Origin of the sequence: Streptomyces sp. NPDC093591, assembly GCF_044764885.1 — a bacterium.
Taxonomy (GTDB): domain Bacteria; phylum Actinomycetota; class Actinomycetes; order Streptomycetales; family Streptomycetaceae; genus Streptomyces.
This window is the reverse complement of record NZ_JBIWIY010000009.1, coordinates 348462-363242: the sequence shown is the minus strand read 5'-3', so window position 1 is coordinate 363242 and position 14781 is coordinate 348462. Positions and strand designations below refer to the sequence as shown.

Sequence of the window (14781 nt, the reverse complement as noted above, 5' to 3'; positions counted from 1 at the left end):
CCTCGATCGGGCTTGATCGGCCTTGATCGTCTTCACGGTCTGATCACACGTCATCGTACTTGTGTTTCAAGAGAGTTGAAGGAGTCCCCGGAGAAGATCCCGGCTCTCGTCCGGACCCGGGCTGTCCTGCTGAAGCTCCTTCAGCGCCCGCTCGTACTGGGCGACGTCCTCGTGCTTGTCGAGGTAGAGCGCACTGGTGAGCTGCTCCAGGTAGACGACGTCCGAGAGGTCGGACTCGGGGAAGCTGAGGATGGTGAAGGCGCCGGACTCGCCGGAGTGGCCGCCGAAGCTGAACGGCATGATCTGCAGGCGCACGTTCGGGTGTTCGGAGATCTCGATCAGGTGCTGGAGCTGGCCGCGCATGACCTCGCGGTCGCCGTAGGGGCGGCGCAGGGCGGCCTCGTCCAGGACGATGTGGAACTCGGGAGCGCTCTCGGCGACGAGGTACTTCTGCCGCTCCAGCCGCAGCGCCACGCGCTTTTCGATGTCGGACCTGCTCGCGCCCTTCATGCCGCGCTCGACGACCGCGCGGGCGTACGCCTCGGTCTGCAACAGGCCGTGCACGAACTGCACTTCGTACGCGCGGATGAGGCTGGCCGCGCCCTCCAGGCCGACGTAGGTGGGGAACCAGCTGGGCAGGACGTCCGAGTAGCTGTGCCACCAGCCCGCGACGTTGGCCTCGCGGGCCAGGGAGAGGAGCGAGGCACGCTCCTGTTCGTCCGAGATGCCGTACAGCGTCAACAGGTCTTCGACGTCCCGCGTCTTGAAGCTCACCCGGCCCAGCTCCATCCGGCTGATCTTCGACTCGGAGGCGCGGATCGAGTAACCCGCCGCCTCGCGCGTGATCCCGCGCGCTTCCCGCAGTCGCCTCAGTTGCGAGCCGAGCAGCATGCGCCGCACCACCGATCCGGGCTCTCCCGCGCTCACGTTCGCCAGCCTCCCCAACCGTCTTCAGGGCCCGCAGTCTGCCACTAAATCACTTCGAGCAGTACTCGTCCGATTACAGAGATGGAAAGAAGCCAATGATTCCTGTCAGGAAACGGTGAGCGGAAGACAAGGAGAGGGAGTGAAGTTGGCGGAAAAAATGGCCAACAAGCGGTACGGGAGCGTCCAATTCGGTCACGTGCACGTGCATCTGCCCTTGCATCTGCTCTGCGCATCGGAAACCATGGTCCCGCGCAACCGCTGCATCGCAACGACCGCGAACTCCCGGGAGTGCCTCGCATGGGGACGAATGGATCGACCATGCTCGAGCCGTTACGGCAGGGCCTTCCGCCGCTGGATCCCGCAGCCGTCTCCAACGCCGCCTCCTGTGCTCTGCCCGCCCGCTACGAAGCGGTGCGCGAGGCGCGGCAGTTCACGCGCCGCACCCTTGACCAGTGGGAACTGGGCCATCGCTTCGACGACGTGTGCCTCGTCGTCTCCGAGCTGGTGACCAACGCGCTGCGGCATGCGCTGCCGGCGGGTGCGCAGCGCATACCCGAGCAGGCGCCGCCCGTGCGGCTGCATCTGATGCGGTGGACCGAGCGGCTGGTGTGCGCGGTGCGTGATCCCAGCCACGACAGTCCGGTCGCGCGCGACTCCGACGACTTCTCGGCGGAGTCGGGGCGGGGGTTGTTCCTTGTCGACTCCTTCAGTGACAGCTGGGGGTGGCATCCGCTCGCGGGGGCGTTGAGCGGGAAGGTGGTCTGGGCGTTGTTCCGGCTGCCGACGGGGCCCGGCGCGGGGGCGGCGGGGGCTGGGGCTGGGGACTGAATGAACCGCGGTGCTCGATTGCCGCGGTTCTACGCGCGTTACTGGGGCGCTTGGTGCTGATTGCCCCGAGTTGTGCCGCTGGTTGGGGCCGGGCGTGCCGGGTGGGCCTGCGTCAGCCCGCGACCAGGTGGTCGAACTCGCCGTCCTTGACGCCCAGGAGCATGGCCTCGATCTCGGCGCGGGTGTAGACGAGGGCCGGGCCGTCCGGGAAGCGCGAGTTGCGTACGGCCACGTCTCCGCCGGGCAGGCGGGCGAACTCCACGCAGGAGCCCTGTGAGTTGCTGTGCCTGCTCTTCTGCCAGGCCACCCCGTTCAGATCCGTGGCTGCCATGCCGTTGTACACGTCGTGGTCCACAGGTCGCTCCCCGGTGGTGCGGTGGCTGATGCCATTGATGCGAGAGGTGGTGCAGTGATTGCAGTGGTGGTGCAGTCGTCAACTGCTCCCGGATCATAGCTGTGTTTCACGTGCAGCTGCATGAGCAGATGCACGTGCACGCGGGGTGTTGCTGCGGTTACTCCTGTGACGTACGCGGCCCTGTTTTCGTTCCAGCGTCAGCTGAGTGGGGCGTGCGGGTCCTAATCCCCTCGCGTACTGGAACAGACGCGTTCCGCGGCCTTTCTGTTCCATGCCTGCGGCGGCCTGTTGCTGTGGGGTGGGGGTGCGCGTAGCGCGTGGGGGTGGGGTGTGGGTCGGGGCCGTGCCGGGGGGTGTCCGTCCTCGGTTCGGTGGTGGGCGTACTGCCAGGAGGTGCCGTTTCTTGACACCGGACTCTGCGGGCGGACACCCCCCGGCACGTCCCCTTCCCGCCGCGGGCGGCTGCGGGGTGGTGGGGGTGCGCGTCATGCCCCGAAAACTCGCAACGCCGGTCCGGGCATTCAGCCCGTCCGGCGTTTGAGGGGGAGGCCCCTTCAAGGTGAAGGGGGCTATTCAGTTGGGCGCGGGCCGGGGTCAGCGGCTCGCGTAGGGCAGGAGGGCCATTTCCCTTGCGTTCTTGATGGCCTTGGCCAGTTGCTTCTGCTGTTGGGCCGTGACTCGGGTGACTCGGCGGCTGCGGATCTTGCCTCGGTCGGAGATGAACTTTCGCAGGAGGTCGGTGTCCTTGTAGTCGATGTAGGTGATCTTGGCCTGGTCCAGGGGGTTGGGGCGGTTCTTGGCGGGCTTGCGCTCGGGCTTGCGGGGCATGGGGTCAGACCTCCAGGAGGGTGTCGAAGGCGGGCGGGAGTTGTTTCCAGGCGTCGCGGCCGGCGGCGTACTCGGCGTCGGTCAGGAGGCAGGACTCGAGGAGGTGCTCCAGGCCGTCGCGGTCCAGGGCGGGGGACGTGAAGACCAGGTGCTGGCAGCAGTCGCCGTGCTCGGGGTGCCAGTCCAGCGCGGCGGCGGCCCGGCGGACCGGCGGGACCATGTCCCAGGCCGCGTCGGGGAGCGAGGCGAGCCAGGGGCCCGCGCTCTCCACGCACAGGGCGCCGCCCGCCGCGTCCCAGTGGAGGAGGACGTCGGGTTTGTCGGCCAGCCAGAAGCGGCCCCGGCTGCGGGCGGCCGCGCAGGTGAGGTCTTCCAGTGCCTCGTACAGCCGCTCGGGGTGGAAGGGGCGGCGACGGTGCCAGACGAGGGTGGAGACTCCGTGCGCGTCCGCCTCGGCGGGGAGCAGGGCGCACGCCGGGTGCTGGGCGGCTGCGGCCGATTCGACGTCGAAGCCCGCCAGGGCCGCCTGGGAGAGAGGGGAGCCGTGGCGTGGACGCGGCACCGTCAGGTCGTCGCCGGTGTTGATCGGGACCTGGCGGGCCGTCGGGTGGAGTTGGGCGAGGAGTTCGCGGTCCTCCTCGTCCGCCTCCGGGGAATCGGTGACGGCCAGGACGGGGGCGTACTCCAGCTGGCGTGCGAAGGTGTCGGCGACCGTGCGCTGGTCGGTCGGTGCCGCCGCCAGGCCCCGCTCGGCCAGGTCGTCGCCGTTGCCCAGGTAGGGCAGGACCAGCGCCGGGTCGACCGCGGTGACCACGCCGGTGAGCGTCAGTCCGCCGGCCGTGACCACCTCGGCCATGGCCTTGGGTTCGACCGAGTCCCACAATTCGACGATCGCCATACGGGTGGCGCCGGCGTCCCGGAGCCGGATCAGCTCCGGGACCAGGTCCTCGCGCAGGGCGCAGCAGGCACAGTCGTTGACGAGGGGGGTCTCGCCGGCGGTCACGATTCCGGTGGCGTCGCGGATGGTGCGGACGACCGTGCCGGCGGTGGCCGTCGCCAGGTCGTGGTGGAGTACGACGCTGTCGGGGACGTCGGCGAGCAGCTGCGCCACGGCCGCCCTGCGGGCCTCGGTGTGCAGCCCGCCGACGATCACGACGGAGAGGTCGGGCAAGGCTCAGCCCTGCTTTCCGTACCGGCGCTCGAAGCGCTCCACGCGGCCGGCGGTGTCCAGGACGCGGGCCGTGCCGGTGTAGAAGGGGTGGCTGACGTTGGAGATCTCGACGTCGACGACCGGGTAGGTGTTGCCGTCCTCCCACTCGATCGTCTTTTCGGTGGGGACACCGGCGAGCGTCGAGCGGGTGAGGAAGGCGTGGTTCGCGGCTCGGTCGCGGAAGACGACGGGGCCGTAGGCGGGGTGGATTCCGTTGCGCATGGCGGTGGTCAGCGCTCCTCTCGGAAGTCGACGTGGCGGCCGGCGACCGGGTCGTACTTGCGCAGGGTCATGCGGTCCGGGTCGTTGCGGCGGTTCTTTCGGGTCACGTAGGTGTAGCCGGTGCCGGCGGTGGACCGGAGCTTGATGACCGGGCGTAGTTCGTTGCGTGCCATGCTGCTATCTTACTGAAAATGAATTCCATTAACAGCTGCGTCTGAGGAGAGGTTCGTCACCGTGTCCGCCCACTGCATGCTGACCGGCGCCCAGCCCGGTTTCGGCAACACCATTTCCCACTCCCATCGGCGGACCTCCCGCCGCTTCGACCCCAACATCCAGACCAAGCGCTACTGGCTGCCGAGCGAGGGCCGGCATGTGCGGCTGCGGCTGAGTGCCAAGGGGATCAAGACGGTCGACGTCATCGGTGTCGAGGCGGCCGTCGCCCGTATCCGCGCGCGGGGAGTGAAGGTCTGATGGCGAAGAAGAGCAAGATCGCGAAGAACGAGCGGCGGCAGGAGATCGTCGCGCGGTACGCCGAGCGGCGGGCCGAGCTGAAGGAGATCATCCGTCGGCCGTCGTCCACCGACGCCGAACGGCTGGCGGCACGGCAGGAGCTGAGCAGGCAGCCGCGGGACGCCAGCGCGACGCGGGTGCGCAACCGGGACCAGGTGGACGGGCGGCCGCGCGGGTACTTCCGTGCGTTCGGGCTGTCCCGGGTCTCGCTGCGGGAGCAGGCGCACGCGGGATATCTGCCGGGCGTGCGCAAGTCGTCCTGGTAGGCCGGGCGGGTCCGGGAGTTCCTGAAGATCGGCTACGACTGCCTGGTAACTTGCTGCGGTCGTCTCGGCCCGGTGGGCCGGCTCGGCCGTATGCCGACCGCTACAGCTTGGGAGCCTCCAGTGACCTCGGCGAATTTCTCGCGTGCGCGCACGATGTCGGGCCGGCGGATGCGGGTCGCGGCCGTGGCCGCCTCCCTGGCGGGTGCGCTCGCGCTGACCGCGTGCAGCGGCGACGGCGGCTCCGACGCCGAGGGCGACTCCGGTCCCAGCGCTTCCGCGTCCGCCAGTGCCGACACCGGCGGCGGGACCGGAGGGTCGGCGTCGGCATCCGGTGGCCTGGAGGGCAGCTGGCTGGCCACGACCGACGGCAAGGCGATCGCGCTGGTCGTCACCGGCACGGAGGCCGCGCTCTTCTCGACCGGCGGGACCGTGTGCAGCGGGACCGCCGGTGAGCAGGACGGGATGCGGATGATCCGCTTCAAGTGCCCCGACGGCAGCAAGGACCGGGCCGTCGGGATGGTCGACTCCGTCGGCAAGACGCGGCTGAAGGTGACCTGGCAGGGCGAGGGCGGTCTCGGCGCGGAGACCTACACCAGGGCGCAGGGCGGGAAGCTGCCTACGGGCCTGGCCACGGCCGGTCTGGGATCCTGATGTCCGATCAGTGAGCCCCGATCAGTTCGGTGATCGCCGTCCGATCACCGGCGTGACTCCAAGAGGACCCATGCGCGCCACTCCCCTCACCGTCGCCGCCCTCGCCGCGGCCCTCCTCCTGACCGCCTGCGACGACGGCGGGGGCGGGGACGACAGCAAGGACAGTGCGGCCAGTTCCGTCTGCGCCGACGAGGTGGCCGTGCAGTTCGGGCCCGCCAACGCCGCCCCCGCCGCCGGTGACACCGGCAACGTGCCGGTCACGATCACCAACCGCAGCGGCGCCGAGTGCACCCTGGACGGGCTGCCCGCCGTCGAGCTCTCCGCGGGCAACACCGTGACCGACGTCCCGACCGACAAGGCCGCGGGGGCGAAGAAGACGGTCCTCGCGAAGGAGGCGGTCACGTCCTTCACCCTCACCTACGTCCGGGGCGAGAAGGGCGGCAGCACGAGCCTCGCCGTGCGGCAGGTGAAGATCCATCTGCCCGGGTCCGCCGAGACGCACAGCTTCAAGTGGTCGTACGGCGATGTCGCGCTGAAGAGCGACGGGCAGGCGCCGGAAGCCTCGGTGAGCGGGTTCCAGCGGTCCGGGGACTGACGGGGTTCGGCGCGCGGGTTCAGTCGAGCGGTCGGCGGTGGGCCATCTGCGCCCGGTCGGCCGCCTCCGCGCCCTCCACCCAGCCCGCCTCGTCGCTGACGCCGCGCAGGCGGGTCGTGGTCGTCTCCGGGAACATGCGGTCCAGCCGGTCGGCGACCGCCACCTCGCGGGAGGCGAGGACCGGGAGCAGGTCGTCGCTCACCGGCGCCTCGGCGGCGGCCCGCAGCCGGGTTCCGACGCGGTGGGCGTAGGCCGCCAGGAACGACTGCCGGAAGGTCTTGGTCCGCTTGCGGCCGCCCGCGCGCTGGGCGGCCTCCGCCTTGGTCATCGCCGCCTGGGCCTGCACGAGGAGCGAGGTGTAGAGGAGTTCGACCACTTCCAGGTCGGCCTCGAAACCGACGACCGTGGAGAAGCCGAACGGTTCGTTCCACACGGCACGGCAGTGGTTGACGGTCGCCACCGCGTCCAGCAGGACGGCCTTCGCCTGCTCGTACGGCGGTTCCACACCGATCCGGCAGGCGCCGGGCGCGTCGTGCGACGGCGCCTGCGCGTCCAGCAGCGCCTCGTCGATGCTGTGCCGGGCCATCAGCTCCTGCGCCTTGGCGCTGAGCGCCTCCGCCTCCTGCGGGAAGCCGGTCGCCTCCGCCTTCGCCAGCAGCGCGCGGATGCGGGTGAGCATGCGGGACTCGGGCCTGGGGTGCCCGGGGCCCCTTGCGGGCTGCTCGGCCTGCTCTTCCAGGGGCTCCAGCGCGGGCAGGCGCAGCAGGAGGCGGTACAGCTCCAGGACGGCCGTCGCGTGCGAGAAGCGGTCGGTCCGGGGTGGGGCTTCGGTGGGCAGGTCGTCGAGCTGTGCCGTCCAGCGGGGGCCGCGGGGGCGGTCGTACGGCGTCTGGGAGCGGATCAGCGCCGAGAGCAGTCGTACGTGTACGTCGTCCAGGTCGCGGCGCACCAGCCGTACGACGTCGGCGGGCTGCCAGCCGCGCCGCCAGGCCGCGGCGACGAACTCGATGCCGCGCCGCGTGAGTTCGGCGTCCGTGGCGGGGTCCGCGGCGAGGAGGGAGGCGCCGGTGTCGAGGGCGGTGTCGGTGTCGGCGTAGAGGGCGTGCTCGAAGGCCCGGTCGACGGGGCCGGGCGTACCGCTCGAACTGTTCGTGCTGCTCACCCGGCGATGGTGCCACGGGGCGGGCGCGGCCCGGCTGGGGCGGCCGGCGAAATCCCGTTGAGGCGCGGGGTGGGCGACGCCTAGCTTCCGGCCCATGGACGAGATTCGCCCCGTACGTTTCGACCATCCCGACGCCGTGAAGCTCTCCGACCTCGTGCAGGCCGAGTACCTGCGGCGCTACGGCTACGACGACATGACCCCGCTGCACCCGGCCCACTTCGACCCGCCGGACGGCCTCTTCCTCATCGCGTACCGCGCCGACAAGCCCGTGGCCTGCGGCGGCTGGCGTGCCCAGGAGGCGGGCGACGAGGGGTACGCGGACGGGGACGCCGAGATCAAGCGGATGTTCGTGGTGCCCGAGGCGCGGGGGCGGGGGCTCGCCCGCGGCATTCTTCGGGCGCTGGAGGACAGTGCGCGGGACGCCGGGCGGGGCCGCATGGTGCTGGAGACGGGGACGCCGCTGCACGAGGCCATGGGGCTGTACGTCGCCTGCGGATACGTCCCGACGGCCAACTTCGGTCCCTACAGGGGCTATTCCGACAGCCGTTGCTTCGCCAAGCCGCTGTGACCGCGCGCCGGGCGACGGATGTCAACCACAGGTTGACAGAGTGGGGGTGTCAACCTACGGTTGACACATGTCGACGAACCCGACCATCACGTCATCCGTACGTCTCGACGAACTCATCGCGGCCATCAAGAAGGTCCACGAAGAGCCCCTCGACCAGCTCCAGGACGCGGTGATCGCCGCCGATCACCTCGGTGAAGTGGCCGACCACCTGATCGGCCACTTCGTGGACCAGGCCCGGCGATCGGGCGCCTCCTGGACCGACATCGGCAAGAGCATGGGCGTCACCCGGCAGGCCGCGCAGAAGCGGTTCGTGCCGAAGGAGTCGGCCGACCTCGACCCCCAGCAGGGCTTCGGCCGCTACACGCCGCGTGCCCGCAACACGGTGATGGCCGCCCACAACGAGGCCATCGCGGCCCGCAACGCCGAGGGCCGGCCCGAGCACCTGGTCCTCGGCCTGCTGGCCGAGCCGGACGCTCTGGCCGCGAAGGCGATCACCGCGCGGGGCATCCTCCTGGACGCCGTACGCCAGGCCGCCACCGCCGCACTGCCGCCCGCCGCCGACGAGGTCCCCGACCTCGTCCCCTACGGCTCCGACGCCAAGAAGGTGCTGGAGCTCACCTTCCGCGAGGCCCTGCGCCTCGGCCACAACTACATCGGCACCGAGCACATCCTGCTGGCCCTGCTGGAGTTCGAGAACGGCACCGGCGTCCTGTCCGGCCTCGGCCTCACCAAGCAGGCGGTGGAGGAGTACGTCGTCGAGATGCTCTCTCAGTTCCTGAAGAGCGGTGAGCAGACGAGCAAGGCGGCCCGGGAGGAGGGGGAGGCGCAGAGCTAGGGCCGTTGTCAGACCCGGGTGCCACACTCGCTTCCATGGCCGACCGGTGGGCGCTCGCTCCGGCCGAGGACGGTGGCGTGGAGATCGCCCCCCTCGGTCCGGACGGGCTGCCCGCGGGGCCGGTGCGGTGGGAGGCGGACCTGGGTGAGGCCGTGCGGGGGCGGCCCGAGGTGGCGCGGTGGGTGTGGCGGTCCACCGCCGAGGTCTATCCGCGGCTGCTCGCCACGGGGGTGCGGGTGGAGCGGTGCTACGACATCGAGGACGCGGAGACGCTCCTGCTCGGCCACGAGGGGCGGTACGGCGAACCGAGGTCGGCCGCCGCCGCCCTCGCCCGGCTCCGGGGCGGCCCCGTGCCGCCCGATCCGCCCCAGCGGGCGGCCGAACCGGGCTCGCAGTCCTCGCTCTTCGAGCCGCAGGCCGTCCATGTGCCGCTGGCCGACCTCGTCGAGGTGTACGCCGACCAGCAGCGCCGGCACGACCTGGCCGCGCACCCGGAGCGGATGCGGCTGCTGACGGCGGCCGAGTCGGCGGGGATGCTCGTGGCCGCCGAGATGAACCGGGCCGGGCTGCCCTGGAGCGCCGAGGTGCACCGCCGGGTGCTGCACGAGCTGCTCGGCGAGCGGTACGCGGGCGGCGGTGAGCCACGGCGCCTCGCCGAGCTGGCGGACGAGGTGTCGGCCGCGTTCGGGCGCCGGGTGCGGCCCGATCTGCCGGCCGATGTGATCAAGGCCTTCGCGCAGGCCGGGATCAAGATCAGATCGACCCGGCGCTGGGAGATCGAGTCCCTCGACCATCCGGCGGTGAAGCCGCTCGTCGAATACAAGAAGCTGTACCGGATCCGGGTGGCCCACGGCTGGTCCTGGCTGCAGGACTGGGTGCGGGACGGGCGGTTCCGTCCGGAGTTCCTCGCGGGCGGGACGGTCACCGGGCGGTGGGTGACCAACGGCGGGGGCGGGCTGCAGATCCCGAAGGTGATCCGGCGTGCGGTGGTCGCCGACCCCGGCTGGCGGCTGGTGGTGGCCGACGCCGACCAGATGGAACCGCGGGTGCTCGCCGCGATCTCCCGTGATCCCGGGCTGATGGAGGTGGCCGGGCGGGAAAGCGACCTCTACCAGTCCGTCTCCGACCGGGCCTTCTCCGGCGACCGTGCGCAGGCCAAGCTCGCCGTGCTGGGTGCCGTCTACGGACAGACCTCCGGCGACGGACTGAAGAACCTCGCCGCGCTCAGACGCCGCTTCCCCAAGGCGGTGGCGTACGTCGACGAGGCGGCGCGGGCCGGGGAGGAGGGGCGGCTCGTGCGGACGTGGCTGGGGCGGACGTGTCCGCCGGCGGTCGGGGCGGCGGACGACACCGCCGAGGAGGCGGGGATCCCGGGCCTGGACGGGCCGGACGAGTCGGCGGCCGGGGGCTCCGGTCCGCAGGAGTGGGTGCCGGGCTACGCCTCCTCCGACGCCCGCGCCCGGGGCCGCTTCGCCCGCAACTTCGTCGTGCAGGGCAGCGCCGCCGACTGGGCCCTGCTGCTGCTCGCCGCGTTGCGACAGGCCTGCGCGGGCATGGCGGCGGAACTGGTCTTCTTCCAGCACGACGAGGTGATCGTGCACTGTCCCGAGGAGGAGGCCGAGGCGGTCGTGACGGCGATCCGGGAGGCGGCGGAGCTGGCGGGGCGGCTGACGTTCGGGGAGACGCCGGTGCGGTTTCCGTTCACCACGGCTGTGGTGGAGTGTTATGCGGACGCCCAGTGATCAGTGGTGTCCGGGGTCGGCGGACTTCGTTTCGGCGAGCCCGTCGTCGGCGAGCAGCTCCCTGAGTTCCGTGAGGACCGTCTTCTCGTCCGTGCCGTCCAGGGCCTCCAGGGCCGTGCGCCAGGCGTCGTACGCCTCCTGGATACGTCCGCGTTCGCGCAGCAGGAGGCCGTGCAGGTGGCGGGCGAGGCCGGCGGTGTAGCGGTCGGCGCGGGCGTCGGCGCGGTGGAGCAGCTCGGCGCACTCGCGCTCGGCGCGTTCGCCGCGGCCGAGGAGGCGCAGGGCGCGGACCAGACCGAGGCGGGTCTGCGACTCGCCGTGCCAGTCGCTGTGGCCGCCGAGGATGCGCAGGCTCTCGTCGAAGTGAGGTACGGCGGCGGCCGGTTCGCCGAGGGTGACATGGGCGTAGCCGATGTTGCAGTGGGCGGAGTGCCGCACGACGACGTTGCCGATCCGGTCGCCGATCGCGAGCGAGCGCCGGTGCTGCTCGATGGCGGCCCGGGGGTCGGTGTGCTCGTAGAGGTTGCCGAGGTGCTGGTACGTCACGGCCTCGCCGTAGGGGTCGTCCAACTGCCGTGAGTACTCCAGGCTCTGGCGCAGCGCCTGCCCGGACTCGGCGTACCGGCCGAGATTCTCCAGCAGCAGTCCCCGGTTGTTGAGGCAGCGCCAGATCCGGGAGGCCACGTCCAGCCGCCGCCAGATCGCCAGGGACCGGTCGTTGAGGGTGAGGGCCTCGTTGTTGCGGCCGGTCAGGAAGTGCAGGCCGGCGAGGTCGCCCAGCGCGTACGCCTCCGCGGCCTCGTCTCCGAGCCGTCGCGCCACGCGCAGGGCGGCCCGGCCGAGCACCTCCATCTCGGCGACACGGCCGGCGCGTTGGACGCACGGGAAGAGGAGGCGGCTGAGGGTGGAGATGTGGGCGGCGGTGCCGTCGCCGACGGCGTTCGCATACCGCTCGACCAGCACGACGACGTTCCCCAGCTCCAGGTCGCCCCAGGCGAAGGCCTCTTCGGGGCTGCCGAAGGGAGCGGCCGTGCGCACGTCGGCCGTGTGCTCCGGTGGCTGTGCGGCCGTCGGCCTGCAACGGTCGTCCTGGTCGAGACCGGGTTCGACGATGGCGGTGAGGGTGCGTTCGGCGACGGCGGCGTACCAGCGCAGGGCGGCTTCCGCGGTGTCCGTCTCGCCGTCCGCTTCCGCTCCCGCGAGCTCACGGGCGAAGTCGCGCACCAAGTCGTGCGGGGCGTAGCGGCCGTACGCGATCTCCTCCAGGAGGGCCACGTCGACGAGGCGGTCGAGGGCGGCCTCGGCCCGGCGCTCATCGGTGCCGGTCAGGCGGGCCAGCAGGTGTGCGCCGTACGTGGGCAGGTCGACGGCGCCGATGCGGCGCAGGGCGAGGGCCGCGTCCCGGTCGGCCTCGTGGTCGGAGGCGGCGAGGGCGTCGTGGGCGACGGCGAGGGAGCGGCGCACGCTGAGGTCGTCGTACTCCAGGTGGTGCAACCGGCTCTCGGCGGCGGCCAGTTGATCGGCGAGCACGTCGAGGGTGAGGGCACGGCGGGCGGCGAGGCGGGCGGCGACGACGCGCAGGGCGAGGGGGAGGCGGCCGGTCAGCTCGATGAGGGGGTGGGCGGCGTCGAGGCCGTCGTGAGCGTGGTGGGCGGCTGGTCCTGTGCGCTGGTCGCCTTCGTGGTGCCGGTGCTGTGGGGCGTGGTGCCGGTGCTGCGGGGCGTGGTGGTCCTGCGGGTCGTGCCAGTTCTGTGCGTCGTGCCGGGGGCGCGTGCCCTGCACGTCCTGCGCGTCGCGCCCCGACGCCGCCCTCAGCAGGGCCGCGCTGTCCTCCGCCGTCAGGGGCGTGAGCGGGATGCGGCGGACGCCGTCCAGGGCCGTCAGCGGGGAGCGGCTGGTGACGATCACGGCACAGCCGGGGCCGGCTGGGAGCAGCGGGCGTACCTGCGCGGCACTCGCGGCGTCGTCCAGGACCATCAGCGTGCGGGTCGGGGCGAGCAGCGAGCGCAGCAAGGCGGTGGCCGCGTCCGGGTGTTCGGGGATGGAGCGGGGGTCGGCGCCGAGGTCGCGCAGCAGTGCGGCGAGCGCCTGGCCGGGGGTGAGCGGGGGCATGCCGGGGGTGGCGCCGTGCAGGTTGACGTAGAGCTGACCGTCGGGGAAACGATTCGCCAGCCCGTGCGCGGCCTGCAGCGCGAGCGCGCTCTTGCCGACGCCGGCCATACCGCTGATCACGGCTACCGCGACGGTGGGCTGAGGCGCGGGCGCGGGCGCGAGGGTGCGGCGCAGGTCGTCGAGTACGGCGGTACGGCCGGTGAAGTAGGCGGGGGGTGGGGGGAGTTGGGCGGGGCGGGGTGGTGGAGGGGGGCCCTGTTGCTGAGGTGGGGTCGGGGGTGTCTCTTCCGGCTGGTGGGGAGAGGCCGGGGTGGGAGGTGTGTCCTCCGGCTGGGGAGAGGCCGGGGCGGCGGGTGCGTCGGAATCCCGGGGGATCGGGGCGGTCGAGGTGTCCGTCGTGCGGAGGGTCGGGACGGCGGGTGGGTTCGCATGCCGGAGGGACTGGGCAACCGGGGCGTCCGTCTCGTGGCGGGCCGAGCTCGCGGGCACGTCCGTTTCCGGGATCGGCTGGGCAGCCGAGGCCTCCGTCTCGCGGCGGGCCGGAGCTGCCGTCCCGTGGAAGCCGTCGGCGGATGTCGGGTGGCGGACGGCGTCGTCATCGCGCGTAGCTTCAAGGGGCGCGGCGCCGTGGAGCACGTTGTCGGCGTGGGCGGTGGTGGCCTCGGCGACGCGCCGAAGGACGTCACCCTCCCGCCCGGCTGATCCTCCCGCAGCCTCCTCAGTCCCACTCACCTCGTAGTCACCGGACGCCGCGCCTACGCCACGCACCCCGCGACCTGCGCCGCCCACCGCCCCCGGCTCCCCCGCACCACCGGCGTCCCCGGTCCCCCGCAACACCTCTATATGCGCCTCTCGCACCCCCGCCCCCGGCTCCACACCGAGCTCCTCGATCAGGCGCGTGCGCAGATCGCGGTGGACGGCCAGGGCCTCGGCGCGCCGGCCCGTGCGGTGCAGGGCGAGCATCAGGTGGCGGTGGAAGGACTCCCGTAGGGGGTGTTCGGCGGCGAGGGCCGCCAGTTCGGGCACGAGGCCGTCGAGTCGTGGACCGGCGAGGGCCAGCTCGGCGTCGTAGCGCCACTCCAGGAGCAGGAGCCGCGCCTCCCGCAGGCGCTGCCCGAGCGCGTAGCCGCCCACGTCGGCGGGCAGACCGGCCAGGGGCGTGCCCCGCCACAGCGCGAGCGCCGCCGTGCATTCGCGCACCGTGCGCTCCCAGTCCCGCGCGGCATGCGCGGCGCGGGCCGCGGCGACGCGGCTCACGAAGACGTCGACGTCCAGCTCGCCCTCGTCGACGCGGAGCACATAGCCGGGCGGCACCGCCCGCAGCCGTTCGGGGTCGTCGAGCAGCCGCCGCAGGCGGGCCACATGGTTGTGCAGCGAGGCACGCGCGGACGCGGGCGGCGCCCCGCCCCACAGCACGTCCGTCAGCGATTCCACGGAGACGACCCGGCCGCCTTCGAGCAGCAGCGCGGCGAGCAGGGCACGCACCTTGGGGCTGCGGATGGTCCGGACAACGCGGCCGGTCACGGCCGGCGAGTCGGCGTCGCGGCCCTGGACGTCGTCCACATCCTGACCGTCGAGGTTCCGGCCGCTCGACGCCCGACCACCGAGATCCCGGCCGTCAGAGTCCTGACCACCGAGATCCTGGCCGCCAGGGTCCCGGCCGTCAGGTTCCCGCCCGCCGAAGCCCCGGCCGTCAGCGTCCCCGCCATCGCCGGAATCGCTGCCGTCCTCGTACACCACCGGCGGCCCCAGCAGTCCGAACCGCAGCCCGCACCGCTTCACGCCGCCCACTGCCTTCCCGCGCGGCGGGCCCGCACTCGCACCCGCGCTCCACGACGAACATCCACACAGCACGGCGAAAATGCCGCGCCTGGCGGAGATCCGCCCCCGTTACGACGGTTTCCCGCCACCCTTCTCGACGCCCTCCGCAGGGAAACCGTTCCCCGCTGGGCCTTTCCCGTTACCGTCCG

The 14781-nt window shown here is 72.2% G+C and carries 16 protein-coding genes; 8 read left to right on the top strand and 8 right to left on the bottom strand.

What is annotated here, in order from left to right; genetic code table 11:
* Positions 1-66: 66 nt before the first annotated feature.
* Positions 67-891, bottom strand: coding sequence for a helix-turn-helix domain-containing protein (locus tag ACIREI_RS21520; protein WP_403335121.1), 825 nt, complete (start codon positions 889-891; stop codon positions 67-69).
* Positions 892-1245: 354 nt separating this feature from the next.
* On the opposite strand from ACIREI_RS21520, the gene ACIREI_RS21515 reads away from it, so the two are divergent.
* Entirely contained in the window at positions 1246-1755 is a 510-nt protein-coding gene (locus ACIREI_RS21515; protein ID WP_403334985.1) for an ATP-binding protein, read from the top strand.
* Positions 1756-1867: 112 nt separating this feature from the next.
* Here the strand turns inward: ACIREI_RS21515 and ACIREI_RS21510 are convergent, their stop codons facing one another.
* The 5 genes from ACIREI_RS21510 to rpmG all read right to left on the bottom strand — a co-directional run bounded on the left by ACIREI_RS21510 (position 1868) and on the right by rpmG (position 4543).
* Positions 1868-2086 (bottom strand): DUF397 domain-containing protein, encoded by a 219-nt coding sequence (locus tag ACIREI_RS21510; protein WP_052032434.1) that lies wholly within the window; start codon positions 2084-2086, stop codon positions 1868-1870.
* Positions 2087-2704: 618 nt separating this feature from the next.
* Entirely contained in the window at positions 2705-2938 is a 234-nt protein-coding gene (gene rpsR, locus ACIREI_RS21505) for a 30S ribosomal protein S18 (RefSeq protein WP_403334982.1), read from the bottom strand.
* Between the two features lie 4 nt (positions 2939-2942).
* The gene (locus ACIREI_RS21500) at positions 2943-4109 is read right to left on the bottom strand and encodes a CobW family GTP-binding protein (protein WP_403334979.1); all 1167 of its coding nucleotides are present in this window, start codon (positions 4107-4109) and stop codon (positions 2943-2945) included.
* A gap of 3 nt (positions 4110-4112) precedes the next feature.
* Positions 4113-4370 (bottom strand): type B 50S ribosomal protein L31, encoded by a 258-nt coding sequence (locus tag ACIREI_RS21495; RefSeq protein WP_403334977.1) that lies wholly within the window; start codon positions 4368-4370, stop codon positions 4113-4115.
* Positions 4371-4378: 8 nt separating this feature from the next.
* Complete coding sequence (rpmG, locus tag ACIREI_RS21490) at positions 4379-4543, bottom strand: 50S ribosomal protein L33 (protein ID WP_030573688.1); 165 nt, start codon at positions 4541-4543, stop codon at positions 4379-4381.
* Positions 4544-4604: 61 nt separating this feature from the next.
* On the opposite strand from rpmG, the gene rpmB reads away from it, so the two are divergent.
* The 4 genes from rpmB (at position 4605) to ACIREI_RS21470 (ending at position 6392) form a co-directional block, all read left to right on the top strand.
* A complete protein-coding gene (gene rpmB / locus ACIREI_RS21485; RefSeq protein WP_126393989.1) occupies positions 4605-4841 on the top strand; it encodes a 50S ribosomal protein L28 in 237 nt (78 codons plus the stop codon).
* Positions 4841-5146 carry a 30S ribosomal protein S14 gene (gene rpsN / locus ACIREI_RS21480; protein ID WP_403334974.1) on the top strand — a complete coding sequence of 102 codons (306 nt, stop codon included), beginning with the start codon at positions 4841-4843 and terminating at the stop codon, positions 5144-5146. Before rpmB ends, rpsN begins: the two co-directional genes overlap by 1 nt.
* A gap of 168 nt (positions 5147-5314) precedes the next feature.
* A complete protein-coding gene (locus tag ACIREI_RS21475; RefSeq protein WP_403335118.1) occupies positions 5315-5797 on the top strand; it encodes a hypothetical protein in 483 nt (160 codons plus the stop codon).
* 70 nt (positions 5798-5867) lie between these two features.
* The gene (locus ACIREI_RS21470) at positions 5868-6392 is read left to right on the top strand and encodes a DUF4232 domain-containing protein (protein ID WP_403334971.1); all 525 of its coding nucleotides are present in this window, start codon (positions 5868-5870) and stop codon (positions 6390-6392) included.
* Positions 6393-6411: 19 nt separating this feature from the next.
* Here the strand turns inward: ACIREI_RS21470 and ACIREI_RS21465 are convergent, their stop codons facing one another.
* Positions 6412-7554: a DUF2786 domain-containing protein gene (locus ACIREI_RS21465; RefSeq protein ID WP_403334968.1), complete on the bottom strand. Its 1143-nt coding sequence runs from the start codon at positions 7552-7554 to the stop codon at positions 6412-6414.
* A 94-nt stretch (positions 7555-7648) separates the two neighbouring features.
* Here ACIREI_RS21465 and ACIREI_RS21460 point away from each other — a divergent pair, with 94 nt between their 5' ends.
* The 3 genes from ACIREI_RS21460 to ACIREI_RS21450 all read left to right on the top strand — a co-directional run bounded on the left by ACIREI_RS21460 (position 7649) and on the right by ACIREI_RS21450 (position 10699).
* The gene (locus ACIREI_RS21460; RefSeq protein ID WP_403334965.1) at positions 7649-8122 is read left to right on the top strand and encodes a GNAT family N-acetyltransferase; all 474 of its coding nucleotides are present in this window, start codon (positions 7649-7651) and stop codon (positions 8120-8122) included.
* A 67-nt stretch (positions 8123-8189) separates the two neighbouring features.
* Positions 8190-8957, top strand: coding sequence for a Clp protease N-terminal domain-containing protein (locus ACIREI_RS21455; RefSeq protein ID WP_403334962.1), 768 nt, complete (start codon positions 8190-8192; stop codon positions 8955-8957).
* A 35-nt stretch (positions 8958-8992) separates the two neighbouring features.
* Positions 8993-10699 carry a bifunctional 3'-5' exonuclease/DNA polymerase gene (locus tag ACIREI_RS21450; RefSeq protein WP_403334959.1) on the top strand — a complete coding sequence of 569 codons (1707 nt, stop codon included), beginning with the start codon at positions 8993-8995 and terminating at the stop codon, positions 10697-10699.
* Here the strand turns inward: ACIREI_RS21450 and ACIREI_RS21445 are convergent, their stop codons facing one another.
* Entirely contained in the window at positions 10700-14374 is a 3675-nt protein-coding gene (locus ACIREI_RS21445; RefSeq protein WP_403334956.1) for a BTAD domain-containing putative transcriptional regulator, read from the bottom strand.
* Positions 14375-14781 lie beyond the last annotated feature (407 nt).

What these genes read in the sequence shown, in the direction of transcription:
- ACIREI_RS21475 (WP_403335118.1), top strand. Translation starts at nt 5,315, where the DNA reads ATGCGGGTCGCGGCCGTGGCCGCCTCCCTGGCGGGTGCGCTCGCGCTG.
- ACIREI_RS21450 (WP_403334959.1), top strand. Translation starts at nt 8,993, where the DNA reads ATGGCCGACCGGTGGGCGCTCGCTCCGGCCGAGGACGGTGGCGTGGAG.
- ACIREI_RS21520 (WP_403335121.1), bottom strand. Translation starts at nt 891, where the DNA reads ATGCTGCTCGGCTCGCAACTGAGGCGACTGCGGGAAGCGCGCGGGATC.
- ACIREI_RS21495 (WP_403334977.1), bottom strand. Translation starts at nt 4,370, where the DNA reads ATGCGCAACGGAATCCACCCCGCCTACGGCCCCGTCGTCTTCCGCGAC.
- ACIREI_RS21455 (WP_403334962.1), top strand. Translation starts at nt 8,190, where the DNA reads ATGTCGACGAACCCGACCATCACGTCATCCGTACGTCTCGACGAACTC.
- ACIREI_RS21460 (WP_403334965.1), top strand. Translation starts at nt 7,649, where the DNA reads ATGGACGAGATTCGCCCCGTACGTTTCGACCATCCCGACGCCGTGAAG.
- rpsN (WP_403334974.1), top strand. Translation starts at nt 4,841, where the DNA reads ATGGCGAAGAAGAGCAAGATCGCGAAGAACGAGCGGCGGCAGGAGATC.
- ACIREI_RS21515 (WP_403334985.1), top strand. Translation starts at nt 1,246, where the DNA reads ATGCTCGAGCCGTTACGGCAGGGCCTTCCGCCGCTGGATCCCGCAGCC.
- ACIREI_RS21510 (WP_052032434.1), bottom strand. Translation starts at nt 2,086, where the DNA reads ATGGCAGCCACGGATCTGAACGGGGTGGCCTGGCAGAAGAGCAGGCAC.
- rpsR (WP_403334982.1), bottom strand. Translation starts at nt 2,938, where the DNA reads ATGCCCCGCAAGCCCGAGCGCAAGCCCGCCAAGAACCGCCCCAACCCC.
- rpmG (WP_030573688.1), bottom strand. Translation starts at nt 4,543, where the DNA reads ATGGCACGCAACGAACTACGCCCGGTCATCAAGCTCCGGTCCACCGCC.
- ACIREI_RS21470 (WP_403334971.1), top strand. Translation starts at nt 5,868, where the DNA reads ATGCGCGCCACTCCCCTCACCGTCGCCGCCCTCGCCGCGGCCCTCCTC.